The following is a 26,343-nucleotide window of genomic DNA, read 5'->3' on the forward strand; positions in this document are numbered from 1 at the left end:
TTGCTATTGCCATTTTTTTAAAAAAAGCTGGTGCATATACCATTTGATGTGTTCTATTTAGCTGTTTGCGTTTTGGACTATATTACGGATTGGCTTTTTCTGGTTTGTGAACAGGTTCTGGATTGGGAGTTCCACTGCTCGGTAGATTGCGTAGCCGATCAATACGGATAGCAGTGATAGTACGGTGCATGAAAACAGCGACGGTGGGAGCGCCTTCGCACCTGCTTTAATAATATACATGTGTGTGAGATAAATTGAGTAGGAGGCATCACCGAGTGCGCTTGGGATTTTCAAAGGTCGGCCTATTGTTAAGCCGCTTGCGCCGTAAATAATGAGCGCTGCCCCTAGTCCGGCGCTTATTACTCTCATGCCCAGATCTGGTCCGTCTATATACGAGCCGACAAACAAAGCCACAAATCCGACGAACGCTATAGCCAAACCTTTTCTGTGCGGTGGGGTTGGGAGCTTAGCTATTATTGCGCCAAAAATAAATTCTAAGATTATAGGGTTGCTATAGAGGGAGTAGTAATAGTTGTCCGTCATCCCGTGAAAAGCAGATAGAAAAGCAAAAAATGAGATTAGCGCTACCAGTCCAGCTCTATAGTTTATTGATGTTAGTGCTGCAAATATAATATAGAAGAACATTTCATAGACAAGAGTCCATCCAACTGGAAGGATGGTCGACTGCACATCGCTGCCAGGTATGTGCGTAGGGATGAATAGCAAGCTTTTTACAATAAGTTCGATGTCTACTTGCTTTTCTGAAAGGCTTGGTTTGTATAGTATAGCGATCGAAATCGCGATGGTGATAAGCCAGTACATAGGAGCAATTCTAGTTAGTCGCTTATACAGGAATAACTTCCATTCGAGCCTGCTGTCCTTGAATTTTTGAGTGGTTTTAACCATGAGGTAGCCACTGATTACAAAAAAAATATCTACGCCGGTGGCTAGAACGTGGTGAGGTATCGGTGAGTCATAGTTTTTGTAAATGGCCATGAAGCTTATGGCGTGAAATATAACAACCATGAGGGCCGCTATCCCTCGCATATAATGAATTCCTATAAGCATGTTGATTTTTCCATGTCAATTATTCTGCTCGAATAGGTATCTGGAGGGTTTTTATATTTTGGGGGTTGATTTATACCATCGCTAATTATTTCACGGGTTTTATGGGTTGTGTCGATATTTGTGCCGACAAAATTTAACAATTCTTATAAGTGGTTTTGTCCGGTTTGTTGCTCATGGGTCTTAAATCGTTTACTGCAAGGAGTTTTCAATGTCGTTAATTGAATAGAAAATTCTGCAGATCCTTTCAAGGACCCGTCCAGTCGCGGGCATTATTTTGCCTGCACTGAACCAGGCCGTGGCCCACTAAAAGATCGACAGTTGGGTGGGCCAAGCTAAGTTTCTGGCTCGGGTCGGTCGTGAGGCTGGCCACTTGCGTAACCTAGTCGAGAGCCTGAGTTACAGCGTTAGTGCATTGTTGTCGGCGTTTGGGTACCACCATATCAGCGAAGCAGATGCTACGGCCTATGGGGTGTACCTCGATGCAAGTGGCAAATCAGCGGCAATCGCCAATTGCGTTCACAGCGGGGACTGGGGGAAAGAACCTCGACAACGGTCAGCCCGGTGACGGCTGGAAGTATCGAGTCCGGGCTTGATCCAGATCACCGGCCGTGCGAACTACGCCGCATACGATGTGGAGTCTAGGGCCTCTCTTGCCACCTCATACAGGCTAATACTTGTAGCGGCTATCGAACATGCGATGTTGCGCAGCAGTCGTCAAGCCAGAACTTGCGGCTCGTCAGGCACAACGCGTTAGCCACATTCACGACTGCTTCGTCCGAACGCAGCCTTTTGCAACTGTTACAAAAAAGAGTGCGAATGAGATGAGATGGAGGGGCTCCGGGTAGTCAGAGATCTGACTGCCCGGACTGCGGTCTTTTTAATCACAAGGGGGGCGAATCGCAGCGATTAATAAATGTCCTTGGAAAAGAGCGTAAAGGGCGTCTTGATCAGGATCTTGATGTCGAGCCACAACGACCAGTTGTTGATGTAGTTGAGGTCGATCTCCACGCGCTTTTGCATCTTGTCGAGGGTCTCGGTTTCGCCACGGCAGCCACTGATCTGGGCCAGCCCGGTGATGCCCGGTTTGATTCGATGACGGGCCATGTAGGCCTGGATCTTGCCGGTGTAGTAGTCGTTATGGGCAATCGCGTGCGGCCGCGGCCCGACCAGCGCCATATGGCCTTGCAGTACGTTGAAGAACTGCGGCAGTTCATCGATGGACGTGCGTCGAATGAAACGGCCAACCGGGGTAATGCGTGGGTCTTCACGGCCGGCCTGGCGGACTTGATGGTCGTCGTGCAGGCGCATGGAGCGGAATTTCCAGACCTTGATGATCTTGCCGTTCCAGCCGTGCCGTTCCTGTTTGAAAATGATCGGCCCCGGGGAGGAGATCTTCACTGCGACGGCAATCACCAGCAGCAGTGGACTGAAGGCGATCAGCGCCAGGGCGGCGAGACCTCTGTCCAGCAGGGTCTTGCTGAGTGCCGCTGTCGGGTAACTGGTCAGCGGGCTTTCATTGAGGTGGATGGCGGGCAGGCCATCCAGCTCGCTGACGGAATGATTGAGCAACGTCATGCTGCCCAGGTCGGGAACCCAGACCACATCCACATTCGAGTCGAGAAGGTCGATGTACAGCGCTTCGACCTGTTTGGCTTCGCTCAAAGGCAGCGCGATGTACAACCGCCGGACATCGTGCACCCGGATCAGCTCGCGCAGTTCCTGCAGTTGGCCCACGATCCGGTGGGTATTGACGTTGGTCGACAGCTCGTTGGGTTTTGAGCTAATCAGGCCGACCAGCGGCGGATACTCGGTTTTGGCCAGTTTGTCCGCCAGATTCACCGCCAGTTGGTCAGTGCCGATGATCAGGGTGTTATTTTGGCTGTGCAATTGCCGGTGGTAGTGTCTGGAAAAACTATGCAGAGGCAGGTACAGCAAGGCCTGCACGCAATAACCTGCCACAGCCCAGACCATGATGATTTCCCGGGAGAACAATTCGCTGGTCTTGCTGAGAAAGCCGATGCTGGTCAGGCCGGTCAGTGTCAGCAGCCACCCCAGCAGCAGTCGACCCAGGCCGGAGAGGTATCCATGCTGCTTGTGATAGACCAGCAGCAGGGAGTAAGAAGGGACCGAGCCCAGGAACGTCAGCACGGCAAGCACACGATAATGAGCTTCGATTTCTCCTGTCTGGTACAACGCCAGAGCAAATAACAACGCATTGACCGAAGTGATGGCAATTATCCATTGCCCCCAGAAGGTCAGTCCTTTGGATATGCTGTTTCGATTAATACGATTATGTACCATCGCGGTGTCCCTCGGGCGTGCGCCACGTTGTGTATCAGTCGACGGTTAATAAATGGCAGCCGCGCGCAAAGGCTGAGCGAGCGCAGTTCGGTCAGAGATTATTTTTATTATTGGAAGGGAATAACGCGGGCTATGGCTGGCCATCCGAATGTTGTTTTCAAGTCAGCTGATACGGTTGTCTCAGTGTCCGGTTTTTATACTAGTACCTTAATCTTTGTGGGTGTCTGACGAATTATAACGGACACCACTTCCAGGGCTCATGTTATAAAAGGTCGTGCTCTTTTATTAGGAGGGCATCACTAAATCGTCTATAAAATTGCAGCATTCCGATAAGCGCTTGCCCGCCATGGGGAGGGATCCGGCAGGAACTATGGAGAGAAATATGTGCGAGGGACAGGCGGCGGGAAGTACGAGGTGAGGTGGTTAGGCAGTCAAGCGGTATCGGGTTGAGCGGGAAATCGCATTTATTGTTATTGTTTTTGCGATTTCAATCAGTATGCGATTCTGATCCTTTGTGCCAGGCAATAACCACGGTTTCTGACCGAGCGAATCAGGCGTTCCCCGTTGGCGGCAGTCTTGAATTTTTTCTGCAGTCGGCTCAAGCACATTTCAAGGCCGCTGTAATTCTCCGGGTCTTTATCGATACGTAGAATAAGATCGTTCTTGCTGAGTACCCGTCGATCACTGATGACCAGTTGGGTGAGCATTAACGATTCGGTGCCGGTCAATGGGATGGTTATATCTTCCTTGATTAATGTTCTGTCGTCGGCATTAAACCACCAGATGTCGGGGTTCCCCTGCGACTCTTTAACCCGGCTGACTGCAGAGATGAACTCTTCGTCTGCCACCGGTTTCTTGAGAAATCCATCAACCCCGAAGTGCGAGAAGTGATGAAGTTCTGAATGCTCCGAGTTGGGAGTTATGAGTATGATTTCCGCATCTTTTTGATTTTTGCGGATAAAGCTGACATCGCTCAGCGAGATATCGGCCTGGTCGAGCAGGATGTGCGTGAATCGACTCTTTCGGATGCGTTCGCTGCTGAGTTTGCCAGATTCGATTTCAAAAGATAGATGCAGGCGTTGTGCGAGAAGCGATTCTATAGCTTGTCGTGCCAGTTGATCTCGGGTGAAAATTAGAAAGCTGTTGTTTGGCGTATTCACAATAAGGCTCCTTCCTAGTTTGGTGAAATTTTTTAAGCTTAAATAACCTCGGTAGGCGAGTAGTACCGCCCCTGGAAAAAATCGAAAGGCATGCTGCGGGCCAGTGTGTGCAGTGCTTTGTGCTCGACCCGGTCCGCAATGAATCTGATTTTGCTGTCATGGATCATGCTGCTCAGGCAGTCGTAAGACCTGTTGAAAAAGTCCTGACTGTTATCGACCATGATGTCGAAATTGGACCGGGTCAGGTCCACTTTTATGTAATCGAACAGCTTCGGGCTGATCAGTTTTTCAGCGCTGTCATCGCTTAAGTCATAGCCATCGAAAGCGATCTCGATCCCGTTGTCCTTCAATAAATGAATATGATTGATAATGGTTCTTTTTTCTTTGAGATTGAACGAAAGGAGCGAACTGCCATTAATGCTGGGGATTAGCTGTTGTTCATGCTTCTTGAGTGTCGTTTGAGCGTCGTTCAGTTCTCGGATGAACGCTTTATCCAATAACGCGGATTGGTTCATGGTCACGAATAATTTATTGGGTGTCTGTACGGATGGGGACGACGTGGCCTCGATCTGTGAAAGGGCATTTAATTGGATCCGCATCAGTACTTCACGATAAATCGCCAGTGGGTGATCGGGATGCAATGGCTGATACCCCTTGTTCAGAGGTGTCTGTTGTTTGGTCGCCTTGGCATAAATCTCACTGCCGAACAATTCATCGTTTCGCTTGAGGATTGATTGCCTGAAGAAAACCAATGCGAAGTTATCTTGCACGGTATATTGCCTGCTGGACTCCATTGTTTAGTCCCTTTAAGAATGAAAGTTTGCTTGCTTTACTGAGACGACCCCTCGAAGCAATCGATAGCCATAACCGCGAACACTATGAATGATGTTAATGCCGAAGTGCTTTTTGATTTTGTTTCGAAGGCGGCTTATGGATTTCTCTAGAACACGTGAGTCATAGAGTTTGATATTCAAACCCATGGATTCGGCCATGGAGTCATGGTGCAGGATATTACCTTCTGCATTGATAAGCGCATCCAGGGCTTTCATTTCCTGATAAGCCAGATCCAGTTTGAGTTCATCGTTGTATAAGTGCAGGCATGTTTGGTCCAAGGTCAACTTAATGGCAGGCTGCCATTCAGGTGTTTCGAGCAACTCTGAAATTAACCTGGCTTTTTCATCCTGGTCGTTAGGTACATTGATACAATGATCTGCACCGGCCAGGTAACATTCAATTTTGGTTTGCGGAGCACGAAAATTGATTGCAACGATAATGGACAGTTCTGTTGGGCTCGTACGTAATTTCTTGATGAGCGCCAGGCAGTCATTAAGAATGGAAGGGCTTTCAATGTCGATTAGTACGGCATCGTGGGCTTGAGCTTCGCTATCTGGATTTAATGGGTTTGTGTAATCTAATGTATATATATGCGTGAGATTGGGTGCAAATAACTGTCGAAGTTTCTCTGCCGAGCGCCAAGTGCGCCCAATAGCGAGAATACCCCTCTGGCTATTTTCGATTTTGCTCTCAGTACTCATCGTGCAAATTACTCATATGTGCTGGCGCTGCAATCTTAATACACATAATACTGAAATTATCTGACTTTTTATAACATTTTGAGCTTGTCAGCAGGTGCCATTCCATTGCCAGTAGTTTCAGTTGAATCAATGACATAGCCAACTGTGGAGGCTTTAGCCAATTTGATTTTTTGATATCCGATTTAGTTGGTGAGCGCCTTTGCGTCGGACTAGGCCGTCTGGGTTGACTTTTCTATGATCAACACTGAAGCGTGGCTGATCCGCGGATCGGGCTACAGAACGAGGCATCACAGAGAAGTCTTGCGTATAAACTGTGCGGAAGTCCGCATTTTTGATTTCTGGAGTTGATTTATAAGGATATTCCACGGTCTTCTATGGCAGTTTGGTGCGCGCTCGAAAGGCGCCAGTTCAACTGTCGCCTCTTTTTAGGGCAAATGAGAGCGGGGGTATATTAATTTACTCCTTTTGCATTATATTTGTAATATTTTATGTCAAGAGCTGAATTTGTGAGCAGTGTAGTTATTCTACCTAGTTACTGAATACAAAAAGCTAAGAATGATATCAGATGGCTATTATACTTAAGTATTAGTCTAAGGGGAGAGCCGGTCATTGGTCTTTTTCGCAATTAATCATCCATGACACGCCAAACCGATCGACCAGCATCCCGAAGCGTGCCGCCCAGAACGTCGTCTCCAATGGCATTTGAATACTCCCGCCTTGCGCCAATGCCGCAAACACTCGCTCTGCCTCAACCACACGGTCGACATTCAATGACACCGAACAACCGCTCATGCCGGCGCTGGGGCGATCGGGTGTGGTATCCGACCCCATGATCGACTGATCCCCGACCAACAGGCGCGTATGAATGATCAGGTTGTGGCAGTCCGCTGGCACATGGTCGCGAGCCGGAGTTTCGCCGAAGGTCATCATGACTTCGATCTGGCCAGGCAGGCTTTTGGCGTAGAAGTTGAAGGCATCCTGGCAGTCGCCGTTGAAGATCAGGTAGGGGGTGATTTTCATGTTCTGCTCCCGGTGATGGAGTGGGGCACATCGGTTGGACGTTCAGGTTCGTCTTCCAATCCCGATAGGCATTGACTCCTCATAGCAAAGCGCTAAAACGTGGTGAGCGACGATACTTTTTTAGATGTTTTTCCTATGGGCGAGGCGAGGCTTATCACCTCATATCCACGTAAAGCGGGCGTCGCTCATTCCACATACCATATGACCTGCAGCGCCCCTTTACATCCGCCACCGAGTCCATCGCCCATGCCTGTCCTTACCCGTTTCGCCTCTTTGCTCGACCAGGCGAGGCGTGCCTTGTTGCTGGTCTGGGGTACGTCCCGCGGGCTGTTTCTGGGGTTGGTGCTGGCGACGCTGATCGCTGGTGTGCTGCCAGCACTGGCAGCCTGGTTGGGGCAGCGGATTGTCGACGCGGTAGTTACCGCGATGCAGTTGCACGCGCAACAGGGCAGCGCACCGTTGTGGCCGGTCGTGCGTTATGTGCTGTTTGAAGCGGGCGTGCTTGCGTTGCTGTCCGGGACGCAGCGTGCGCTGTCGGTGCAGCAGTCGCTGTTGCGGGTGCAGTTGGGGCAGAAGGTCAACACGATGATTCTGGAGAAGGCCCAGACGTTATCGTTGGTGCAGTTCGAGAACTCCGAGTTCTACGACAAGCTGGTTCGGGTGCGGCGCGAGGCATCGACCCGGCCATTGGCGCTGGTGATGAAGTCGCTGGGGCTGATCCAGAACCTGATCGTGTTGATCAGCTTTGGCGTGTTGCTGGTGCATTTTTCGCCCTGGGCGCTGGTACTGCTGGTGGTCGGGGCATTGCCGGTGTTCTTTGCCGAAGCGCACTTTTCCGGGGATGCCTTTCGGCTGTTCACGCGCCGGGCGCCGGAGAGTCGGCAGCAGAACTACATCGAGACACTGCTCTCCCATGAGGGCTACATCAAAGAGGTGAAGCTGTTCGGCTTCGCGCCGCTGTTGTTGCAGCGTTATCGGGACACGTTTGCTCGTCTCTACGCCGAAGACCGGCGCCTGACGTTGCGTCGCGATGGCTGGGGATTTGTGCTGGGACTGCTGGGCACCGCGGCGTTTTATCTGGCCTATGCATGGGTCGTGGTCGATACCGTTCACGGCAGCATCAGCCTCGGGCAAATGACCATGTACCTGGTGCTGTTCAAGCAGGGGCAGACGGCGGTGAGCAGCAGCTTGAGCGCGATCAGCGGTCTCTATGAGGATGGTCTTTACCTGTCGAGCCTCTATGAGTATCTGGCCGAACCGGTGGTGGCCGATGCCGGAAGCCTTACAGTGGGTGCGGTGCCCGGCGATGGGTTGCGTTTCGAGAGTGTCGGTTTCCGTTATCCGGGGGCGAGCCGCGCTGCTTTGCAGGGCATCGATCTGCATCTGTTGCCCGGACACAGTGTCGCGCTGGTGGGGGAAAACGGCTCGGGTAAAACCACGCTGATCAAGTTGCTGACGCGGTTGTATCGCCCTGATCAGGGCCGCATTTTGTTGGACGGCAGTGATTTGCAGGCCTGGGAAGAAGAGGCGCTGAGACGGCGCATCGGCGTGATTTTCCAGGACTACATTCGCTACCAGTTCTCCGTCGGCGAGAACATTGGTGTGGGCGACACCCTGGCGTTCAACGATGAAACCCGTTGGCAGCAAGCGGCCGCCGAAGGCATGGCCGCGCCTTTCATCGAGCGTCTGGATCGTGGTTATGCCACGCAGTTGGGGCGATGGTTTGCCGGTGGGCAGGAACTGTCCGGTGGGCAATGGCAGAAGATCGCCTTGTCTCGCGCCTACATGCGCCGCGACGCCGATATCCTGATCCTGGACGAACCGACCTCGGCCCTGGATCCGGCGGCGGAAGCGGCGGTGTTCGAGCATTTCAGCCAACACACCGAAGGGCGCATGACGTTGCTGATTTCTCACCGCTTCTCCAGCGTGCGCAATGCCGACCACATCATCGTGCTGGACCAGGGGTCGATCCTTGAGCGAGGCGATCACGACAGCCTGGTCGCGGCGGGTGGGCGCTATGCGCAGTTGTTCAACGTGCAGGCGCGTGGTTATCGATAGCCGCAAACTTGGGTTGCGCGATCATGAACAACCCACCGGCATCATCCGGTCGCGCAGGTTCAGCAAGCGCAAGGCCTGTTCCAGCAAGAGTGCGACGACGATGGCCCCGGCCGCGATGACGAACAGTAACCCGTGATGACCGCCGCTGGCGTTGAACAGCGCCGAGTAGGCAAACCCGGCGATGGCCTGAAAGGTTGCGAATGAAACCGTGGCGCGGCTCCAGGCCACTTGCTGGTGATGGTGTTGTGGCACCAGCTCATGCACTCGGGCCAGCGCCAGCGGCACGATGCCCGGTGGGAACGAACCGAGGATGACTGCCAGCAGGGCCAGGGCGGTGAACGAACTCGATATAGCCAGCAGGCCGACGGCAATCGCCTGTACCACCAGGACCACGCGGATGCTCAGCTTCGCCCCCAGTTGATCGGCCAGAAAGCCATAACTCACCGGCCCGACTATCGCGCCGAGGCCGTACATCACCCAGATCAGTGCACCGACATGGGGCCCGGCACCGAGGCCGCGTGCCACGTAATCCACCAGAAACACCATGGCTGGCACCAGCCCGGCAGCCATGAACGCGTACTGTGCAAACAGCAGATAAAGGTTGGGATCAAACGGCGATTTGGTGTGCTGAGCGTGTGGTGCAGCCGTTTCATTGGCATCGGATGACGGCCAGCCAAACCAGCTGGCGGCGGTCAGAATCAAGGCCAAGGCGCCGAGCCCAAGCCAAGTGTTCTGTAAGCCAAGGCTCAGCAGCGGCGGAACGAGGGTGCCTGAGCCGGCAATGCCCAAGCCGATGCCCAGGAAAATCGCACCGCTGGCCAGGCCTCGGCGCGAGGTGGGCACATGGGGCAACACGGTCGCCGCCACCAGTACCATGATCGCGCCACCGGCAATCCCCGACAGCAATCGCCAACCGAAGAACCAACTCACCGATAACGGAAAGGCACAGGCAAAAAATGCCAGTGTCACCGCCAGCATCATCAGCCGCAAAGCGGCTTTGTTGGATGTGCGACGGGCCAGCGGATGGCCGATCAGTGCGCCGATCAAGTAGCCCACCAGATTGGCGGCGCCGAGGTACACCACGTCGCTGGCGGAAAACCACTGGGCCTGAATCAACGACGGTATCAACGGCGTGTAGGCAAAACGCGCCAGACCAATACTGACCAGGCTGGCGCAGAGGCCGGCGAAGATCGGCAGCCAGATCGCGCTGCGCCCAGTGTCGAGGGAGGTGCTGTGCATGGGAGCGGTCCTGTGAATTTGTGCTTGGCCTCCAGCATATCGAGGAACGCTGATGCAATATTGCTGCGATTTCGCGCTACGATGATGCGTATATGCATCGCTACAGGAAACGCCATGAATTGGGATGATGCGCGAGTGTTTTTGGCGGTTTGTCGCGAATCGACATTACGCGGTGCAGCGCGGGTGCTGAAGGTCGATCAGGCAACCGTCGGCCGGCGAATCGCCGCGCTGGAAAAATCGTTGAGCGCGACCCTGTTTCTGCGCACCTCCGAGGGCTATGCGCTGACAGCGGTCGGCGAAGCGGCGTTGCAATCCGTGGAAAAGATGGAGCTCTCGGCATTTGAGCTGGAGCGACAGATTCAGGGTCTCGACGAACGATTGATCGGCAATGTGCGCGTCAGCACTACCGATTCTCTGGCCATCGATTTTCTGATCCCGGCCATCGCTCGTTTGCATGCGGTGCACCCCGACGTGCGGGTGCAGTTAGACGCCTCCACGCAAATCCTCAGCCTGGCCAAGCGTGAAGCCGACATCGCCGTGCGCAACACCCGGCCGGACAACCCCGACCTGATCGCCCGGCGCATCGCGCGCTGGCCGGTGGGGCTGTTCGCCTCGCGAAGTTATGTCGAGGCCAACGGCATGCCGCAACCGGGCTCGGCCTTCGAGGGGCATGATCTGGTGGTGTATCAGCCGTACTTGCAGGGCAACAAGAACATGACCCTGGTCTCGGAACCCCTGAGCCGTGGGCGGATTGTCGCCAGCCTGAGTTCCAGCCTGCTGGTGCGTCGTTCGATTGCCGCAGGTCTCGGGGTGGGGGAGATCCCGGTGTACATGGGCGAGCGCGATGGGCTGGTCAGGCTCTGGCCGGAACGCACGCGCCCGCTGCCGTATGAAGTGTGGCTGGTGACCCATGCGGACCTGCGCCACACCGCGCGGGTGCGGGCGGTGATTGAGCAGATTGTCGAGGCGTTTGCACTGGAGAATGAATAAGTCAGGCTGCTCGTGTCGGTGCCCATTCAGTCAAAACAAATCACCCATCCTGCCGGCCCCCGACCATTCACAGCCTTCCAGCGTCAGCAACCGTTCTTTCGCCTCAAGCCCCCCGGCAAACCCCGTCAATTTCCCCGACGCCCCAATCACCCGATGACACGGCGCGACGATCGATATCGGATTTTTGCCGTTGGCCGCACCCACCGCCCGAACCGCGCTGGGATTGCCGATCTGCCGGGCTATCTCGCTGTAGCTGCGCGTCTCGCCAAACGGAATCGTCAGCAATGCCTGCCACACCTGCTTCTGAAAGTCCGTCCCGGCAAAGTCCAGTTCCAGCTCGAACTGATTACGCGTGCCGGCAAAGTATTCCCGCAACTGCTGTGCGGCGCGTATCAGGATCGGGTTGTCCGCCGCTTCACTCATCGGCCCCAGTCTTACCCGGCCGGGTTTGTCGTTTTCCCAGAGGATGGCCGCCAGACGCGTGCCTTTCGCGACCAGCTTCAACTCGCCGACCGGCGACGCCAGGGTGGTAAAGGTGTAGGTCATGCCGGCGGACTCCGCACACGTGCTGAACAGGGGCCCAGCATACTGCCTCGCCGGGGAGGCGCAATACGCAATAGCAGCCATACTTGCCAACTGCTTTTGAACCGTTCCCTCTGTTTTTCTACAGAGCCTAAAAACAAAAAAGAGACCGACCCATGAAGTTCGAACCTTTTGCCAAATCGCTCATGGCGACCTCATTGGCGCTGAGCTGCCTGATGGCCCATGCGGCCTCCGTCGCCCCGGTCGCGGCCGAAAACGGCATGGTTGTCACCGCCCAGCATCTGGCCAGCCACGTTGGCGTCGATGTCCTCAAGAATGGCGGCAATGCTGTCGATGCGGCGGTGGCGGTGGGTTATGCGCTGGCGGTGGTGTACCCCGCTGCAGGCAACCTGGGCGGCGGCGGCTTCATGACGATTCAATTGGCGGACGGGCGCAAGACCTTCCTCGACTTCCGTGAAAAAGCACCTCTGGCCGCCACGGCCGACATGTACCTCGACAAACAGGGCAACGTCATCCCTGATCTCAGCACCCGCGGCCATTTGGCCGTCGGCGTGCCGGGTACTGTGTCTGGCATGGAGCTGGCGCTGAAGAAATTCGGCACCAAACCTCGCAAGGAAGTGATCGCCCCGGCGATCAAACTTGCCGAAGACGGTTTTGTGCTGGAGCAGGGCGATGTCGATTTACTGGAGTACGCCACAGACGTCTTCAAGAAAGACATGCGCGACTCGGGCTCGATCTTCCTGAGCAATGGCGAGCCGATGCAGGTCGGGCAGAAACTCGTGCAAAAAGACTTGAGCAAAACCCTGCGGGAAATTTCCGAGAAGGGCGCCGACGGTTTCTATAAAGGCTGGGTGGCCGACGCTATTGTCACCTCCAGCCAGGCCAACAAGGGCATCATCACCCAGGCCGACCTCGACAAATACCAGACCCGCGAACTGGCACCCATCGAGTGCGACTACCGCGGCTACCACGTGGTCTCGGCGCCGCCGCCAAGCTCCGGCGGTGTGGTGATCTGCGAGATCATGAACATCCTCGACGGCTACCCGATGAAAGACCTCGGCTACCGCTCGGCGCAGGCCATGCACTACCAGATCGAAGCGATGCGCCACGCGTATGTGGACCGCAACAGCTACCTCGGCGACCCGGATTTCGTGAAAAATCCGATCGCCCATTTGCTGGATAAAAACTACGCGACCAAAATCCGCGCCGCCATCGATCCGCAAAAGGCCGGCGTGTCCCGCGAGCTCAAACCTGGCGTAGCGCCCCACGAAGGCAGCAACACCACCCATTACTCGATCGTCGACAAATGGGGCAACGCGGTATCGGTGACCTACACCCTCAACGACTGGTTCGGCGCCGGCGTGATGGCGAGCAAAACCGGGGTCATCCTCAATGATGAAATGGACGACTTCACCTCGAAAATCGGCGTGCCGAACATGTACGGCCTTGTACAAGGGGAGGCCAACGCCATTGCCCCCGGCAAGGCACCGCTGTCGTCCATGAGCCCGACCATCGTCACCAAAGATGGCAAAGTCGTCATGGTCGTCGGCACTCCCGGTGGCAGCCGCATCATCACCGCGACCCTGCTGACCATGCTCAACGTGATCGACTACGGCATGAACATCCAGGAAGCGGTGGATGCGCCGCGTTTCCACCAGCAGTGGTTGCCGGAAGAAACCAACCTGGAGAACTTCGCCACCAGCCCGGACACCAAGAAGATGCTCGAAAGTTGGGGCCACAAGTTTGCCGGCCCGCAGGACCCCAACCATATTGCAGCTATTCTGGTAGGTGCGCCTTCGCTGGAAGGCAAACCCGTGGGCAAGAACCGCTTCTATGGGGCGAACGATCCACGGCGCAATACCGGGCTGTCGCTCGGTTACTGAAACAGGCGATCATCGGCCACCCCGACTCCCTGGGTGGCCTCGATCCCCGACCCTTGAACGTATCCTCGCAAAACTTAGCCTCGCAAGTTGCTACAGGCTAGAAGGGAGTTGAAATCCATCGTTCCAGCGACCTGTCTAAGGAAGGAAGCCATGAGCACCGCACTCCTGATCATCGATGTCCAACGCGCGCTGTGCACCGGCGAGTATGAATGCTTCGACATCCAGCGCGTCATCGACACCATCAACGGCCTCAGCACCAAAGCCCGAGTCGCCAATATTCCGGTCATCCTGATCCAGCACGAAGAAGAGGGCGACCTGCTGCAATACGGCGCCGAAGGCTGGCAACTGGCAGACGGCCTGAAGACGTCACCCCAAGACCTGCGCGTGCGCAAAACCACCCCGGATTCGTTCTACCAGACCCACCTGCATGAACATCTGCAAGAGCTGGACGTCGAACGCCTGATTATCTGCGGCCTGCAAACCGACTACTGCGTCAACGCCACGGTCCGTGAGGCATTATCGCGAGGCTACGATGTGGTGCTGGCGTCCGATGCTCATTCCACAATCGACAATGGCACGATGAGCGCCGAAGACATCATCACCGAACACAACAAGGATCTGGCGCATCTGACCGGTTCCGTGGCGCGGATCGATGTCGTGCCGGCCAGCGAAATCAATATCTGAAAGCATCGGTGGTTCCTGGATGTATTTCCCTCTCGCTTCAAATGAAACGGGCGCCGATCATGGCGCCCGTTTTTTGTTCAATCCGTCTGTAGCCGCCGCACCACCGCCTGAAAACGCTCCGACGCAATCCAGTCCGGATCCGCGTGCTCCTTTACGCTTCCTGCTGGATTTGTGGCGAGCGAGCCATACCAAAACAAGCGCCTTTTCACGTTTGTCTCGGCATACTGGCGCGCTCAAAGAATGGAATCTGCCCATGCCCCCGACCTTGTTCTGCTCTAACGCTCGCCGCGCTTTACTGCTGGGGTTTCTCGCATTCTCTGCCGCAGCCCATGCCAGTAGCTTCGATTGCACCAGCGCCGCCAGCTCCAGTGAAAAAGCCATTTGCGCCGACGCTTACACGTCGAAGCTGGACCAAAAACTGGGAGCGGTCTGGCGCTCGACGCTGGAAAAAGTCACCGCCCCTAAAGCGTTAAAAGCAGACCAGCGTCAGTGGTTGAAACAACGTAACCGCTGCGCAGACCAAATCGATTGCCTGCGCCAACAGTACTTGATGCGCATCACTGAACTCGAACACGCGGCCATTCCGTTTACCTGGGACGCGACTTGGCAGCGCATTCCCTGGGGCGTTTCGACGGGAGCTGAGTTGAAGACAAAGCGTCGGGATTCGACTCATCTCGTCTTCGAAGTTTCTGCCGCGAGCGGCGCCAACTCTGGCGACCTGGATGGCGTCGCCAAACTGGATGGCACTCAGGCGCATTACGTCGAAGGTGCATGCGCGTTGACCTTCCAAGCCATCAACGGCGTGCTTGATGTCACCCAGGACGGCGCCGATGCCGATTGTGGTGCGGGCATGGGCGTGTTCTATGCCGGGCGCTATGTCGCGTCGGAACAGCCCTTGGCTCTGGACAACGATTTGCTGAGTCTGGGGTTGGCGCGTACACAGCAAGAAGACGATGCATTGCGGCAATTGCTCAAGGACGATTACCAGACGCTGGTGGACAGCAGCAGTTCCAGGCTGATCGGCGATGAGTCGAATGACCTGCCGGGCGCCGAAGTGACTGAAATGTGGGTACGCGGGCTGGGCAATACCAACGCCGCCATCCTCATGCGTACAGCGGACGTTCGATTTTGGCTAGTGCTGCTGGTGTTCGATGAGCAGAACAATTCCCGAGCCCGTTACTACACCAACGCGTCGGATTGGAAAGGCCGCTTACCCGATGTGCTGCAGCATTGGTATGACGAGCGAACGAAAGGGCAGGTGATGCCGTTGGATCTGATGCCTTAATGCAATCTCGTTGGCGACCGCGCTAATGCGATGCTGACGAGTAGTTATGTCTAGACTCGGTTGTTGGCTCGATAGAAGTGGGCGGTAACGGAACAACAGAAATAAAAGCACGCCCCAATGCCGGTAAGTTAAGAAATTTGAGCGACGAAAGCCTCGCTCCCACAGGTTCTGCACTTTGGCTCACTGGCATTAGCGTCTACCTCAATAAGAAGAGAACACAAAAATGACCAAGGTCAGCGATACCCAGCAGCGAAGTCCCCTGATCGAGACTCGTTCGATCGATTACATCCCGGAAGCCGAGCGTCATGGCAGCCTCTACAGCCAGTTCACCCTGTGGTTCGGCGCCAATCTGCAGATCACGGCGATTGTGACCGGCGCGCTGGCCGTGGTGCTGGGTGGCGATGTGTTCTGGTCACTCATTGGTTTGCTGGTCGGCCAGTTGCTCGGCGGCGCGGTGGTGGCGCTGCACGCTGCACAAGGACCCAAGCTCGGGCTGCCGCAGATGATCTCCAGTCGCGTGCAGTTCGGGGTCTATGGGGCGGCGATTCCGATTGTGCTGGTGTGTCTGATGTACCTCGGCTTCAGCGCCACCGGCGCGGTACTGTCGGGGCAGGCCATTGCTCAATTGGTCCATGTCAGTGACAGCGCCGGCATCCTGATTTTCGCCTCCTGCATCGCGTTTCTGACCCTCTTCGGTTATCGGGTCATCCACCTGGTGGGCAGGGTGGCGAGCGTGCTGGGCATCATCGCCTTCGTCTATCTGTTTACCCGGTTGATGACGCTCAACGATATCGGTCTGTTGCTGGAAAACCGCCATTTCGGCTGGAGTACTTTCTTGCTGGCGGTGTCTCTTTCCGCATCCTGGCAGATCGCGTTCGGCCCTTATGTGGCCGACTACTCACGCTACCTGCCGAGCAAGACCTCATCCTGGAAGACGTTCACCGCCGTCGGCCTGGGGACGGTGGTGGGGGCCCAGGCTTCCATGGTGCTGGGGGTGTTCGCCGCTGCGTTGGCGGGCGCGAATTTTCGTGGGCATGAAGTCGCCACCATCGTCGGGTTGGGCAGTACCGGGGTGATGGCCTCCCTGCTGTACTTGAGCGTGGTGTTCGGCAAGGTCACGGTGTCGACCCTCAACGCTTATGGCAGCTTCATGTGCGTGGCCACCATCATCAGTGGCTTTCGTCGTGGCTTCGAAATATCCGCCGGTAAACGCATGCTGTTTGTGCTGGTGATTGTCGGCGCGTCCACCACGCTGGCGCTGCTGGGGCAGTACTCGTTCCTGAGCACGTTCAAGTACTTCATCCTCTTCCTGCTGACGTTCTTCACGCCGTGGAGCGCGATCAACCTGGTGGATTACTACTTCATCAACAAGGAGCGCTATGACATCCCGGCGTTGTCCGACCCGGCGGGGCGTTATGGCCGTTGGAATGTGTTGGGGATCAGCGTGTATGTGCTCGGTGTGTTGGTCCAGCTGCCTTTTGTCGACACTCACTTCTACTCCGGACCAATGGTCGCGCAGCTCGGTGGTGTCGATATTTCCTGGATCGTCGGGCTGGTGGTGCCGGGCATGCTCTATTACTGGCTGGCCAGGACATCTGCGCTTGCGGTGTCGGTCGAGCGCAGTTCGCAGGCTTGAGTGCCCGGTCATCAAAGGGGGCAGGGCGGGCACGGGGCTAACTACCGGGTCCTCGAGCGTCTCCTATACTGATCCGCGTTGACGGTTCAACACAGACACCGAATGCCGCCGGAACAGCAGCCAGCGTTCCGGCGACTTCCCTACGACTCAACTGTAAGGAGAACGAACATGGCAATCCGTATTGGCGACGAAGCACCGGACTTTACCGCTGAAAGCACCGAGGGCCCGCTGCATTTCCATGAGTGGATCGGTGACAAGTGGGCGATTCTGTTCTCGCACCCCAAGGACTTCACCCCGGTGTGCACCACTGAGCTTGGCTACATGGCGGGGCTCAAGCCGGAGTTCGATAAGCGCAACACCAAAATCGTCGGGCTCAGTGTCGACCCTGTCAGTAACCATAAGACCTGGGCCAAAGACATCGAAGAGACCCAGGGGCATGCGGTCAACTATCCCATGATCGGCGACGAGAACCTGGTGGTGGCGAAGCTCTACGACATGATTCATCCGAATGCCAGTGGCGGCGCACGGACTGCCGTGGACAATGCCACGGTGCGTTCGGTGTTCATTATCGGCCCGGACAAAAAGGTCAAGGCGATGCTGATCTACCCGATGAGTGCAGGGCGCAACTTCGATGAAGTGCTGCGTTTGCTCGACTCTCTGCAACTGAACGCCAAGCACACCGTTGCCACGCCGGTGAACTGGCGTCCGGGCGAGGACGTCATCATTCCCACTTCGGTCTCCGATGAGGACGCCAGGAAGAAATACCCGGATGGCTTCAAGACGCTGAAACCTTATTTGCGCACCGTGGCGCAACCGAAGTAATTCATCTGTTCGGAGACCACCCACATGGCCGTCCAGGTCCTGCGCGTTGATGCAACCCACATCGATAAAGTCGCCAGCCTCTTCGACGCCTATCGAGGCTTTTACGGCCAGCCCTCGAACCTGATGCAGTCTCGCGCTTTCATCGCAGAGCGCATCGCCAGGGACGAATCGGTGATTTTCTTCGCCGAGGACTCCACGGGTGAAGCGCTCGGCTTTGTCCAGTTGTACCCGACGTTCTCCTCCATCGACGCCCACCGCACCTGGCTGCTCAACGACCTCTTCACCACACCTGCCGCCCGCGGCAGAGGGGTAGGGACGTTGCTGATGAACACCGCCCGAGCCTTTGCGCTGTTGACCGGCGCCAAGGGCATGGTGCTGGAAACGGCCACGGACAATCACCTCGCGCAACGGTTGTATGAATCATTGGGCTATGTGCGCGATACGGGTTACTACACCTACTGTCTCGACTTGAAGTAGGCGCAAACTTGTGACCCCAGCGCCAGCCATTTTCTATGGACGGTTCGAAACCCTCACTCAAGGCGCGCCAAACAGCATCGTCCAATAAACCCCTTTGTTGCTGCGCGAATCGCTGGCGTACGCGGCGCCGACCTGGGTAAACATCGGGTTCATCAGGTTGGCGCAATGCCCGGGGCTGGCCAGCCAGCCGGACATCGCCTGGCTGGGCGAGCCTTGCCCGGCGGCGATGTTCTCGCCGATCTGCCGGCCGCGGTAACCGGCGGCTCTGGCGCGATCCGCCGGCATATCACCGTCGGGGTCCTGGTGGGCGAAGTAGTTGCCGTAGGCCATTGCCTTGCTGTGCCCTTGAGCGGCGGCGCCCAGGGCGGCGTTCCAGGTTAATGGCCGTGCGGCGGCGAAGCGTTGGCGCCCACACATGCGTGGCCTGGCTCTTGCCGCGTTGACCTGCGCCAGCAACGTCTTGCCCGCAGCGCGCGAATCGCCGATACGCCCGTCGAGCACCGGTTGCGCCAGCACCACCCGCCATTCGCTGCGGGCACGAGTGACACCGATGTCGGCGTATTGGGTATCGAGCAGCGCCCCACAGTAGTCGCTCTGGAGCATGTCGAACGCCTCATCGGCATCTTGCGCGCCGACCAGGCGGATGGTCCGTACCGTTACAGCCTGATAGCCGTTAGCCTTCAACCCCTCCCGCAAACCACCGCCATAGCCGATCGGCAAGGACAAGTCCGATTTCAGCGCCAGTGGCCGTAACGGCCTGACCGCACGCCCCGCGCAGCGGTCGGGATCGGCGCGGTAATCGTTGATGACTTCCACCAGTTGCCGTTCCCCGCTGGCATGGGCGGGGCTGGCGAACAGCGGAAACAAAGGCATCAGGCACAGCGAAATAAAGCGGCAGCAGCGGACAGTCGGGCGCATGAACAGACAGCTCTGATGAGTTGACGACGATAAGGGTGGGATAAAGATGAGCAATAACCGCATGAGCGCTTCATTGGGCGAGCGTCTTTTACGGCACGGCTATGACTGCGGGTCTCAAAACTGGTTCACGAGGGGAACAGACAAATTTGACGGCTACGCTGAGAGGGCCGATTCAGACGGGTCACGAGTCTGGGACAGCAGACGCTCGCACTGGTAACGTACTGACATCATTCGAGTGGTACAGGGACATGACTAAGACCAAGGGCAACAAGGATTGGGTCAAGCGCTCGGCGCAGCCGTTGAAGATGGAGCGCATCGAAGCCTTTTTTGGCGGCCATGGCTTTACGCCGCATCGCCACGATACTTACGCCATCGGGCGAACGCTGTCGGGTGTACAAAGTTTCCAGTACCGCAAATCCCAGCGCCACAGCCTGCCCGGTAAAACCATCGTCTTGCACCCGGACGAGGTGCATGACGGTGAGGCCGGTACCGAAGCGGGTTTTCATTACCGGATGATCTACATCGAACCTGCCCTGATTCAGCAGGTGCTGGGCGGCAAGCCGTTGCCATTTATCGAGGGTGGCTTATCGAGCGACCCACGGCTGGGTGCCGCAACCCAGGTACTGCTGCAAAACCTCGACGCTTGCATCGAACCCCTGGAAGAAGACGATGCCATTTACGATCTCGCGCAGGCGCTGGATACGCTCTCTGGTCAGCGTGGGCGGCGCAAGTCATTTGATTTTGCAGCGGCCGAGCGCGCGCGTGCGCTGATTCATGACTCGCTGGATCGAGTCATTACCCTGGATGAGTTATCCCAGGCGAGTGGTCGAGACCGGTGGAGCCTGAGCCGTGATTTTCGGGCGCTGTACGGCACAAGCCCCTATCGGTACATGACCCAGCGCCGGCTCGACCTGGCAAGAGCATTGATGATTGGGGGCCACTCGATGGCAGAGGCGGCCGTATGCGCAGGTTTTTTCGACCAAAGTCACATGACGCGTCAATTCGTCCAGACCTACGGCGTCTCCCCCGGCCGGTGGCTGAAGAGGTTGGGCCTTGATTGAGCAGGGTCCCGGCCAACTTGCACAATCATGCAATACGCAGCGTTAGGTCATCCCTAGAGTCAGGGCTCGATATCTTGTCCAATGAGGGTGACTTAAATGAATTCCCAGGCCTGCACCGCGATTAACTTTGCCGAAAAATATGCCTTGTTCAGCGAGCAATGGGCGCCAAAGGTGATTGCCGAAATGAACGACTATCAGTTCAAGGTGGTGAAAATCGAAGGCGACTTTGTCTGGCATTCCCATGCCGATACCGATGAAGCCTTCATCGTCCTTGAAGGCGAGCTTCGCATCGATCTTCGGGAGCGGGCCGTCGTGGTTGGGCGGGGAGAAATGTACGTTGTCCCCAAGGGCGTCGAACACAAGCCTTATGCAGAACGCGAGGTGAAACTGTTGCTGATCGAGCCGCGAGGTGTGCTGAATACCGGTGATCAAGCCGGGGAAAGAACCGCAATGAATGATGTGTGGATCTAGACGTTTTGGTGGTTTTTGCCGGCCTTTTCGTTGAAACGATTCGATGGAGGCCGGCAAAATGCCTCTCGTCGGGAGATAAAGCAGCTATTGCGCGCTTTTCAGCTATTCTTGCGGCATCTGGAGGGTGCCATTACGTGCTGGCACACGATGCGCAGGGAAGGGAAAGACAAATGGATGATGTGCATTGCGTGCAAGTTATCGCTGTGACTGGCGGTAAAGGGGGCGTGGGCAAGACAACGGTAGCGGTTAACCTCTCGTTGGCGTTGGCAAAAATGGGGCGGCGCGTCGTATTGCTGGATGCCGATCTTGGCCTGGCGAATATCGATATTCTGCTGGGGCTGACTCCGCGCTACACACTGGCCGATGTTCTCGAAGGGCGTTGCGAGCTGTCCGAGGCACTCATGCCTGGGCCTGGAGGCATTCGTGTGGCCCCGGCCTCTTCTGGTTTGCAGAACATGACTCATCTGGAGCCTGCGCAATACCGCGCGCTGATCCAGGCCTTTAGCGATATCGGCGACAAACTGGATGTGCTGATCATCGATACGGCCGCCGGTATCGGTGGTTCAGTGATCAACTTCATCCGCGCGTCTCAGGAAGTGCTGGTGGTGGTGTGCGATGAACCCACCTCGATCAGCGGCGCCTACGGGCTGATCAAGTTGCTCAACCTGAACTACGGTCTGCAGCGTTTTCGCGTGCTGGCCAACATGACGGGCAGTCCGGCGGAAGGCCGCAATCTGTTTGCCAAGCTGGAAAAGATTACCGAAATGTTCCTGGATGTCTCGCTGCAATACGTCGGCGCGGTGCCGAACGACGAAAGTGCGCACAAAGCCGTGCAGAAGGGACGCGCAGTGTTTGAAGCCTTCCCTCGTTCCAAGTGCGCTCAAGCTTTCCAGGCCCTTGCTCACAACGTCGACAGCTGGCCATTGCCGACTCATCCGAGAGGGCACGTGGAGTTCTTCGTTGAGCAACTCGTGCATAATTCCGGCAGGTGAGGCTGTCGACGGCGGCAGCCCATCGTTAGCTCAGCCGCGAAACGTGTTTCACAGCTTGTAGCCAATCTGCCGCAACAAATTCTTGCGCCACAGGATGTCTTCGTCGCCTTCAATGCCTTCGGCACAGAAGCCATCCACGACGCCCAGGATCGCGCGTCCCTGCTCCGTCTCGGCAAGAATCACTTCGGTTGGATTGGCTGTTGCACAAAAAATGCGGCACACCTCTGGCACCATTTTGACGGCGTTCAACACGTTCAGCGGATAGAAACCGTCGCCGAGGAAAATGATGAAGCTATGGCCGGCGGCGATGGCTTGCGCGTTTTTCTGCGCAAGCTCGATCATGGCGGTATTGGTGCCAGACCATCGCACCAGGCATTTGCCGGAGGCTTCACAAAAAGCCACGCCAAACTGGATACCTGGCACGGCGTTTATCAACGCTTCGTGGAGGTCTTCAACGGACTTGATGAAGTGCGTCTGACCAAAGATGAAATTCGTCGCTTCCGGTTTGTCGATTTTCAACGTGATGAGTTGCATCTCAAACGCCTCCTGTCACGATGTCGCGGACCGGCATCGGGCCTCTATTCAAGCCGGGACGATCTCCTGCTCCTCTGGCTGTGTCTCCGGGTGGATGCGAACATCACCCAGTCTCCTCAAGGGATGCCCAGTTTCCAGCTGAACTTCTCGAAATCCCGGGCACTGATTTCGTGCTCGATCTGCAACCGCACGATCATGCGATTCCATTTGGTCAGTAACTTGAGCCGGCTCCTGATTGCAGTCCTTTGCAGAGGAATACAGATGAATATTAGCTCCAATTTGACCACCAGCCAGGGCGCCAGGATTCAGTCTGTGGCTGTCGTCGTACCTTAACGCGGTTTCATACGATAGGCCGTCGCGCTCCAGTACTGGTTACCATTGCTGGTATGGCGAATCCATCCGGTAGCCTCCAGGTGCTTGGCAATCATTCGATTCATTATTCCATGACCGAGCAGTAAAACAGGCCCTTCGTCGGCAAGGGATTGAAGCCGTTGAGCTGCCGTATTGGCGCGCATTCTGGCCTTACTGGCTGACTCGACCTTCCCCGAGAAACCGCACAACCATAAAACACGAAGAATAAATGCCCACGTAAACGGTGAAAGGCGCGGCAGTGTCCATCGTCCATGGGGCAGTTGCGCTTCGCAGAACATATCATCGACAACGCTGGCTTGAAGGCCTAGCGCTCGAACCGACGTCAGCGCCCGGGGCGCACTGCTCGACACGATCATTCTGGCGGTACGCGCCAGCGCCACACTCGATTGCGGGGCGGGTTGGTCGATGATTTCTGACAGGTCGTATTGCTCGATCCAGCGTTTCATATCGCGCGCTGAAACTTTGTCTTGCACGGCCAGATCTGGCTGGCCATGACGCATCAAGATAATTTCCTTTTCCACTGTTGCTACGTCCTTGTTTTGCTATTCCGTGAGTGGTTGCACTCATCGGAGATTTGAAGGCAAACGCCCCGTTGTGGGTCAAACTGCAGCGGCTGCGTTGTAGTTCTGTCAGCGATACTCCAGAGGCAGGCGAGCGACAATCATTATGAAGAGGGATAACCACCATGAGCAAGGAGACGGCCGGTTCAAAGGACACTGAGGGGCAAGGCTCTGCCTCTGCGCTGATCGAGGCGAAAATCAAGGCACTGGATGATTGGCGGGGCGAGACGCTCGCTCGGGTTCGAGCGCTCATCAAACAGGCCGACCCCGATGTGGTCGAGGAGTTGAAGTGGCGGGGCGTTCCGGTGTGGTCCCATGCCGGCATCATCTGCACCGGCGAGACGTACAAGAATGCCGTGAAGATGACGTTCGCCAAGGGCGCCTCGCTGGAAGACCCTTCAGGACTGTTCAACGCCAGCCTCGATGGCAACACCCGGCGTGCCATCGATATTCATGAGGGCGACCGGATTGATGAAACAGCCTTGAAGGCGCTGATCCGCGCCGCCGTGGCACTCAATCTGTCGTAGCGCCGTTCAGTCGAGCACAGATTCCGGTTCATCCAAGTGATCGATGTGCTTGAAACGCTCGACCAGAAAATCGATCAGGCTGCGCACTCGCGCCGACAGGTGCAACTGTTGCGGGTAGATGGCATAGACATCGGCGCGGGTCGGTGTCTGGTCCTCCAGCACCAGGCGCAAACGGCCACTGCGCACGTAGCGGGCGATGTCCCATTCGGCCCGCAGCAGAATCCCATGACCTTCCAGCGCCCAATTGAGGGCCACTTCACCGTCGTTGCAGCCTAACGCGCCACGCACTTTGACGTTTTGCGTGCGCCCGCCGTTGGTAAAGCTCCATACGCCGTAGGGCGTTTCGTTTTGCCGCAGGAAGATGCAGTTGTGTTGCTGTAAATCCGCCAGGCGTTGCGGCACGCCATGCTTTTCCAGGTACAGCGGCGAGGCGCAGAGCAGGCGGCGATTGGAGGCAATCTTGCGCGCATGAAAGGCCGCATCCGGCAGCGTGCCAAAACGAATGCCCAGGTCAAACCCGTGAGTTGCCAGGTCGAGCGGGTGATCGCTGATTTCCAGTTGTATTTCCACCTCCGGGTATTGCGCGAAGAACGCGCCCAATGCCGGGCCGATGTAGCGACGACCGAAACCCAAAGACGCGTTGACGCGAATCAGGCCTTTCGGCGTTGCCCGGCTGCTGCTGATGAGCTGCTCGACCTCATCGATCTGCGTCAGGATGCGCGCGGCATGGGAAAAATACAGTTCACCTTCCGAGGTCAGGCTCATCGAGCGCGTGGTGCGGTTGACCAGGCGGATGCCCAGCCGTGCTTCCAGCGCGGTCAGGCGTTTGCTCACCGCCGGCGGGGTCACGCCCAGCTCTCGCGCCGTCGCGGCGAGGCTGCCTTTGTTGGCCAGCAGGTAGAAAAATGACAAATCCAGGGTCTGGCTCATTGGTAACTCAAATTCATCTATGTAGTGATTTGGAGTAACTCACGCTCATTTGCTCACTACATATACTCCGCTCACACCCTGCTTGAACACCCCCGTTCGACAGGCACAACAAGAACGTAACGAGAGTGGAGTTGATGATGAACGCATACAAAATTGCTGCGGTTCCAGGTGATGGCATCGGCGTGGAAGTGATCGCAGCGGGCGTCGAAGTGCTGCAAGCCTTGTCGAAAAAGTCCGGCTTCGAACTGGCCTTCAAACACTTCGACTGGAACTCGGATAACTACCTGAAAAACGGCTACTACATCCCTGAAGGTGGCCTGGAAGAACTGAAAACCTTCGATGCGATTTTCTTCGGCGCGGTCGGTGCGCTCAATGTGCCGGATCACATTTCCCTGTGGGGCCTGCGCCTGCCGATCTGCCAGGGCTTCGACCAGTACGCCAACGTGCGTCCGGCCCGCGTCCTGCCAGGGGTGAAAAGCCCGCTGCATAACGGTGATCAGATCGACTGGGTGGTGGTGCGTGAAAACTCCGAGGGCGAATACTCCGGCAACGGCGGTCGCGTGCACCGGGGCCTGCCGGAAGAAGTCGCCACCGAAGTGTCGGTGTTCACCCGTGCCGGGGTCGAGCGCATTCACCGTTTTGCTTTCGAACTGGCGCGCAGCCGTCCGCGCAAGCACCTGACCATGGTCACCAAATCCAACGCCCAGCGTCACGGCATGGTGTTGTGGGACGAGATCTTCTACGAAGTCGCCAAGGACTTTGCGGACGTGAAGATCGACAAGGAACTGGTCGACGCCGTAACCACGCGCATGGTGCTCAAACCGTCGACGCTGGACGTAATCGTCGCCACCAACCTGCACGCTGACATCCTGTCCGATCTGGCCGCCGCATTGTCCGGCAGCCTGGGCATCGCGCCGACTGCCAATCTCAACCCGTCACGCAAATTCCCCTCGATGTTCGAACCGATCCACGGCTCGGCCTTCGACATCACCGGCAAAGGCGTGGCCAACCCGATCGCCACATTCTGGACCGCGGCAATGATGCTCGAGCACCTGGGCGAAGCGGCCGCGGCGAAACAGCTGATGTCGGCCATCGAAGCCGTGACCGAAAGCGGTTTGCATACCCCGGATCTGGGCGGCACGGCCACCACCCGGCAGATCACCGATGCAGTCATTGCGTTGATCAACCGCTGATATTTCCCACCGATTCAAAGTCGTACTGCGGCACAGCGCCAAGGGGCAGATCGCTGAATCTGACCCTTTGGCATTTCCTGACAA

25 protein-coding genes are annotated in these 26,343 nt (G+C 56.5%); 13 read left to right on the forward strand and 12 right to left on the reverse strand.

The genetic code is table 11. The annotated features are described in order from the left end of the window. Positions 1 to 57: 57 nt before the first annotated feature. The 6 genes from PGR6_RS09120 to PGR6_RS09145 form a co-directional block, all read right to left on the reverse strand. On the reverse strand, positions 58 to 1,068 hold the full coding sequence (locus tag PGR6_RS09120) for an acyltransferase family protein (RefSeq protein ID WP_064616879.1): 1,011 nt from the start codon (positions 1,066 to 1,068) through the stop codon (positions 58 to 60). Between the two features lie 906 nt (positions 1,069 to 1,974). Continuing rightward, positions 1,975 to 3,369, reverse strand: coding sequence for an undecaprenyl-phosphate glucose phosphotransferase (locus PGR6_RS09125; protein WP_018928262.1), 1,395 nt, complete (start codon positions 3,367 to 3,369; stop codon positions 1,975 to 1,977). Positions 3,370 to 3,860: 491 nt separating this feature from the next. Then, positions 3,861 to 4,529 carry a winged helix-turn-helix domain-containing protein gene (locus PGR6_RS30330; protein WP_018928261.1) on the reverse strand — a complete coding sequence of 223 codons (669 nt, stop codon included), beginning with the start codon at positions 4,527 to 4,529 and terminating at the stop codon, positions 3,861 to 3,863. Positions 4,530 to 4,567: 38 nt separating this feature from the next. After that, on the reverse strand, positions 4,568 to 5,323 hold the full coding sequence (locus tag PGR6_RS09135; RefSeq protein WP_018928260.1) for an EAL domain-containing protein: 756 nt from the start codon (positions 5,321 to 5,323) through the stop codon (positions 4,568 to 4,570). A gap of 12 nt (positions 5,324 to 5,335) precedes the next feature. Next, positions 5,336 to 6,064 carry a winged helix-turn-helix domain-containing protein gene (locus PGR6_RS09140; RefSeq protein WP_018928259.1) on the reverse strand — a complete coding sequence of 243 codons (729 nt, stop codon included), beginning with the start codon at positions 6,062 to 6,064 and terminating at the stop codon, positions 5,336 to 5,338. 606 nt (positions 6,065 to 6,670) lie between these two features. Beyond that, positions 6,671 to 7,084 (reverse strand): VOC family protein, encoded by a 414-nt coding sequence (locus tag PGR6_RS09145; RefSeq protein ID WP_018928258.1) that lies wholly within the window; start codon positions 7,082 to 7,084, stop codon positions 6,671 to 6,673. 246 nt (positions 7,085 to 7,330) lie between these two features. Between PGR6_RS09145 and PGR6_RS09150 the strand changes: the two genes are divergently transcribed. Next, positions 7,331 to 9,142 carry an ABC transporter ATP-binding protein gene (locus PGR6_RS09150; protein WP_018928257.1) on the forward strand — a complete coding sequence of 604 codons (1,812 nt, stop codon included), beginning with the start codon at positions 7,331 to 7,333 and terminating at the stop codon, positions 9,140 to 9,142. A gap of 21 nt (positions 9,143 to 9,163) precedes the next feature. On the opposite strand, the gene PGR6_RS09155 is transcribed toward PGR6_RS09150, so the two are convergent. Further along, a complete protein-coding gene (locus tag PGR6_RS09155) occupies positions 9,164 to 10,381 on the reverse strand; it encodes a YbfB/YjiJ family MFS transporter (protein ID WP_064616880.1) in 1,218 nt (405 codons plus the stop codon). A gap of 114 nt (positions 10,382 to 10,495) precedes the next feature. Between PGR6_RS09155 and PGR6_RS09160 the strand changes: the two genes are divergently transcribed. Then, positions 10,496 to 11,371, forward strand: coding sequence for a LysR family transcriptional regulator (locus PGR6_RS09160; protein WP_064616881.1), 876 nt, complete (start codon positions 10,496 to 10,498; stop codon positions 11,369 to 11,371). Positions 11,372 to 11,401: 30 nt separating this feature from the next. On the opposite strand, the gene PGR6_RS09165 is transcribed toward PGR6_RS09160, so the two are convergent. Next, the gene (locus tag PGR6_RS09165; RefSeq protein WP_064616882.1) at positions 11,402 to 11,917 is read right to left on the reverse strand and encodes a methylated-DNA--[protein]-cysteine S-methyltransferase; all 516 of its coding nucleotides are present in this window, start codon (positions 11,915 to 11,917) and stop codon (positions 11,402 to 11,404) included. A 152-nt stretch (positions 11,918 to 12,069) separates the two neighbouring features. Between PGR6_RS09165 and ggt the strand changes: the two genes are divergently transcribed. The 6 genes from ggt (at position 12,070) to PGR6_RS09195 (ending at position 18,701) form a co-directional block, all read left to right on the forward strand. Further along, positions 12,070 to 13,797, forward strand: a complete 1,728-nt coding sequence (gene ggt / locus PGR6_RS09170; RefSeq protein ID WP_028939763.1) for a gamma-glutamyltransferase — start codon at positions 12,070 to 12,072, stop codon at positions 13,795 to 13,797. A gap of 150 nt (positions 13,798 to 13,947) precedes the next feature. Continuing rightward, the gene (locus tag PGR6_RS09175) at positions 13,948 to 14,481 is read left to right on the forward strand and encodes a cysteine hydrolase family protein (protein WP_018928252.1); all 534 of its coding nucleotides are present in this window, start codon (positions 13,948 to 13,950) and stop codon (positions 14,479 to 14,481) included. 253 nt (positions 14,482 to 14,734) lie between these two features. Beyond that, entirely contained in the window at positions 14,735 to 15,766 is a 1,032-nt protein-coding gene (locus tag PGR6_RS09180; protein ID WP_018928251.1) for a lysozyme inhibitor LprI family protein, read from the forward strand. Between the two features lie 223 nt (positions 15,767 to 15,989). Further along, positions 15,990 to 17,402, forward strand: a complete 1,413-nt coding sequence (locus PGR6_RS09185; RefSeq protein WP_064616883.1) for a purine-cytosine permease family protein — start codon at positions 15,990 to 15,992, stop codon at positions 17,400 to 17,402. 168 nt (positions 17,403 to 17,570) lie between these two features. Next, on the forward strand, positions 17,571 to 18,224 hold the full coding sequence (locus PGR6_RS09190) for a peroxiredoxin (protein WP_018928249.1): 654 nt from the start codon (positions 17,571 to 17,573) through the stop codon (positions 18,222 to 18,224). A gap of 24 nt (positions 18,225 to 18,248) precedes the next feature. Next, positions 18,249 to 18,701, forward strand: a complete 453-nt coding sequence (locus PGR6_RS09195; protein ID WP_018928248.1) for a GNAT family N-acetyltransferase — start codon at positions 18,249 to 18,251, stop codon at positions 18,699 to 18,701. Positions 18,702 to 18,758: 57 nt separating this feature from the next. On the opposite strand, the gene PGR6_RS09200 is transcribed toward PGR6_RS09195, so the two are convergent. Beyond that, a complete protein-coding gene (locus PGR6_RS09200; RefSeq protein WP_018928247.1) occupies positions 18,759 to 19,619 on the reverse strand; it encodes a CAP domain-containing protein in 861 nt (286 codons plus the stop codon). 248 nt (positions 19,620 to 19,867) lie between these two features. On the opposite strand from PGR6_RS09200, the gene PGR6_RS09205 reads away from it, so the two are divergent. The 3 genes from PGR6_RS09205 (at position 19,868) to PGR6_RS09215 (ending at position 22,143) form a co-directional block, all read left to right on the forward strand. After that, positions 19,868 to 20,680 carry an AraC family transcriptional regulator gene (locus PGR6_RS09205; RefSeq protein ID WP_018928246.1) on the forward strand — a complete coding sequence of 271 codons (813 nt, stop codon included), beginning with the start codon at positions 19,868 to 19,870 and terminating at the stop codon, positions 20,678 to 20,680. Between the two features lie 96 nt (positions 20,681 to 20,776). Then, complete coding sequence (locus PGR6_RS09210) at positions 20,777 to 21,151, forward strand: cupin domain-containing protein (protein WP_064616884.1); 375 nt, start codon at positions 20,777 to 20,779, stop codon at positions 21,149 to 21,151. 170 nt (positions 21,152 to 21,321) lie between these two features. Next, positions 21,322 to 22,143 (forward strand): MinD/ParA family ATP-binding protein, encoded by an 822-nt coding sequence (locus PGR6_RS09215; protein ID WP_018928244.1) that lies wholly within the window; start codon positions 21,322 to 21,324, stop codon positions 22,141 to 22,143. 48 nt (positions 22,144 to 22,191) lie between these two features. On the opposite strand, the gene PGR6_RS09220 is transcribed toward PGR6_RS09215, so the two are convergent. Both PGR6_RS09220 and PGR6_RS09225 read right to left on the reverse strand, forming a co-directional pair. Next, the gene (locus PGR6_RS09220) at positions 22,192 to 22,677 is read right to left on the reverse strand and encodes an adenosine-specific kinase (RefSeq protein ID WP_064616885.1); all 486 of its coding nucleotides are present in this window, start codon (positions 22,675 to 22,677) and stop codon (positions 22,192 to 22,194) included. A gap of 329 nt (positions 22,678 to 23,006) precedes the next feature. Next, positions 23,007 to 23,570 (reverse strand): histidine phosphatase family protein, encoded by a 564-nt coding sequence (locus PGR6_RS09225; RefSeq protein ID WP_082920833.1) that lies wholly within the window; start codon positions 23,568 to 23,570, stop codon positions 23,007 to 23,009. 164 nt (positions 23,571 to 23,734) lie between these two features. On the opposite strand from PGR6_RS09225, the gene PGR6_RS09230 reads away from it, so the two are divergent. Beyond that, on the forward strand, positions 23,735 to 24,136 hold the full coding sequence (locus tag PGR6_RS09230) for a DUF1801 domain-containing protein (protein WP_018928241.1): 402 nt from the start codon (positions 23,735 to 23,737) through the stop codon (positions 24,134 to 24,136). A gap of 6 nt (positions 24,137 to 24,142) precedes the next feature. Here PGR6_RS09230 and PGR6_RS09235 read toward each other — a convergent pair whose 3' ends face one another. Continuing rightward, positions 24,143 to 25,066, reverse strand: coding sequence for a LysR family transcriptional regulator (locus tag PGR6_RS09235; protein ID WP_019649489.1), 924 nt, complete (start codon positions 25,064 to 25,066; stop codon positions 24,143 to 24,145). Between the two features lie 137 nt (positions 25,067 to 25,203). Here PGR6_RS09235 and PGR6_RS09240 point away from each other — a divergent pair, with 137 nt between their 5' ends. Beyond that, a complete protein-coding gene (locus PGR6_RS09240; RefSeq protein WP_064616887.1) occupies positions 25,204 to 26,259 on the forward strand; it encodes a tartrate dehydrogenase in 1,056 nt (351 codons plus the stop codon). Positions 26,260 to 26,343 lie beyond the last annotated feature (84 nt).

The sequence above is a fragment of the Pseudomonas sp. GR 6-02 genome (assembly GCF_001655615.1).
In the GTDB taxonomy this organism is placed as follows: domain Bacteria; phylum Pseudomonadota; class Gammaproteobacteria; order Pseudomonadales; family Pseudomonadaceae; genus Aquipseudomonas.

Coding starts and splice junctions, on each gene's coding strand:
- PGR6_RS09215 (WP_018928244.1), top strand. CDS start 21,322: ATGGATGATGTGCATTGCGTGCAAGTTATCGCTGTGACTGGCGGTAAA.
- PGR6_RS09210 (WP_064616884.1), top strand. CDS start 20,777: ATGAATTCCCAGGCCTGCACCGCGATTAACTTTGCCGAAAAATATGCC.
- PGR6_RS09145 (WP_018928258.1), bottom strand. CDS start 7,084: ATGAAAATCACCCCCTACCTGATCTTCAACGGCGACTGCCAGGATGCC.
- PGR6_RS09135 (WP_018928260.1), bottom strand. CDS start 5,323: ATGGAGTCCAGCAGGCAATATACCGTGCAAGATAACTTCGCATTGGTT.
- PGR6_RS09160 (WP_064616881.1), top strand. CDS start 10,496: ATGAATTGGGATGATGCGCGAGTGTTTTTGGCGGTTTGTCGCGAATCG.
- PGR6_RS09200 (WP_018928247.1), bottom strand. CDS start 19,619: ATGCGCCCGACTGTCCGCTGCTGCCGCTTTATTTCGCTGTGCCTGATG.
- PGR6_RS09230 (WP_018928241.1), top strand. CDS start 23,735: ATGAGCAAGGAGACGGCCGGTTCAAAGGACACTGAGGGGCAAGGCTCT.
- PGR6_RS09190 (WP_018928249.1), top strand. CDS start 17,571: ATGGCAATCCGTATTGGCGACGAAGCACCGGACTTTACCGCTGAAAGC.
- PGR6_RS09180 (WP_018928251.1), top strand. CDS start 14,735: ATGCCCCCGACCTTGTTCTGCTCTAACGCTCGCCGCGCTTTACTGCTG.
- PGR6_RS09185 (WP_064616883.1), top strand. CDS start 15,990: ATGACCAAGGTCAGCGATACCCAGCAGCGAAGTCCCCTGATCGAGACT.
- PGR6_RS09120 (WP_064616879.1), bottom strand. CDS start 1,068: ATGCTTATAGGAATTCATTATATGCGAGGGATAGCGGCCCTCATGGTT.
- ggt (WP_028939763.1), top strand. CDS start 12,070: ATGAAGTTCGAACCTTTTGCCAAATCGCTCATGGCGACCTCATTGGCG.
- PGR6_RS09220 (WP_064616885.1), bottom strand. CDS start 22,677: ATGCAACTCATCACGTTGAAAATCGACAAACCGGAAGCGACGAATTTC.
- PGR6_RS09150 (WP_018928257.1), top strand. CDS start 7,331: ATGCCTGTCCTTACCCGTTTCGCCTCTTTGCTCGACCAGGCGAGGCGT.
- PGR6_RS09240 (WP_064616887.1), top strand. CDS start 25,204: ATGAACGCATACAAAATTGCTGCGGTTCCAGGTGATGGCATCGGCGTG.
- PGR6_RS09155 (WP_064616880.1), bottom strand. CDS start 10,381: ATGCACAGCACCTCCCTCGACACTGGGCGCAGCGCGATCTGGCTGCCG.
- PGR6_RS09195 (WP_018928248.1), top strand. CDS start 18,249: ATGGCCGTCCAGGTCCTGCGCGTTGATGCAACCCACATCGATAAAGTC.
- PGR6_RS09140 (WP_018928259.1), bottom strand. CDS start 6,064: ATGAGTACTGAGAGCAAAATCGAAAATAGCCAGAGGGGTATTCTCGCT.
- PGR6_RS09175 (WP_018928252.1), top strand. CDS start 13,948: ATGAGCACCGCACTCCTGATCATCGATGTCCAACGCGCGCTGTGCACC.
- PGR6_RS09235 (WP_019649489.1), bottom strand. CDS start 25,066: ATGAGCCAGACCCTGGATTTGTCATTTTTCTACCTGCTGGCCAACAAA.
- PGR6_RS09125 (WP_018928262.1), bottom strand. CDS start 3,369: ATGGTACATAATCGTATTAATCGAAACAGCATATCCAAAGGACTGACC.
- PGR6_RS09205 (WP_018928246.1), top strand. CDS start 19,868: ATGACTAAGACCAAGGGCAACAAGGATTGGGTCAAGCGCTCGGCGCAG.
- PGR6_RS09165 (WP_064616882.1), bottom strand. CDS start 11,917: ATGACCTACACCTTTACCACCCTGGCGTCGCCGGTCGGCGAGTTGAAG.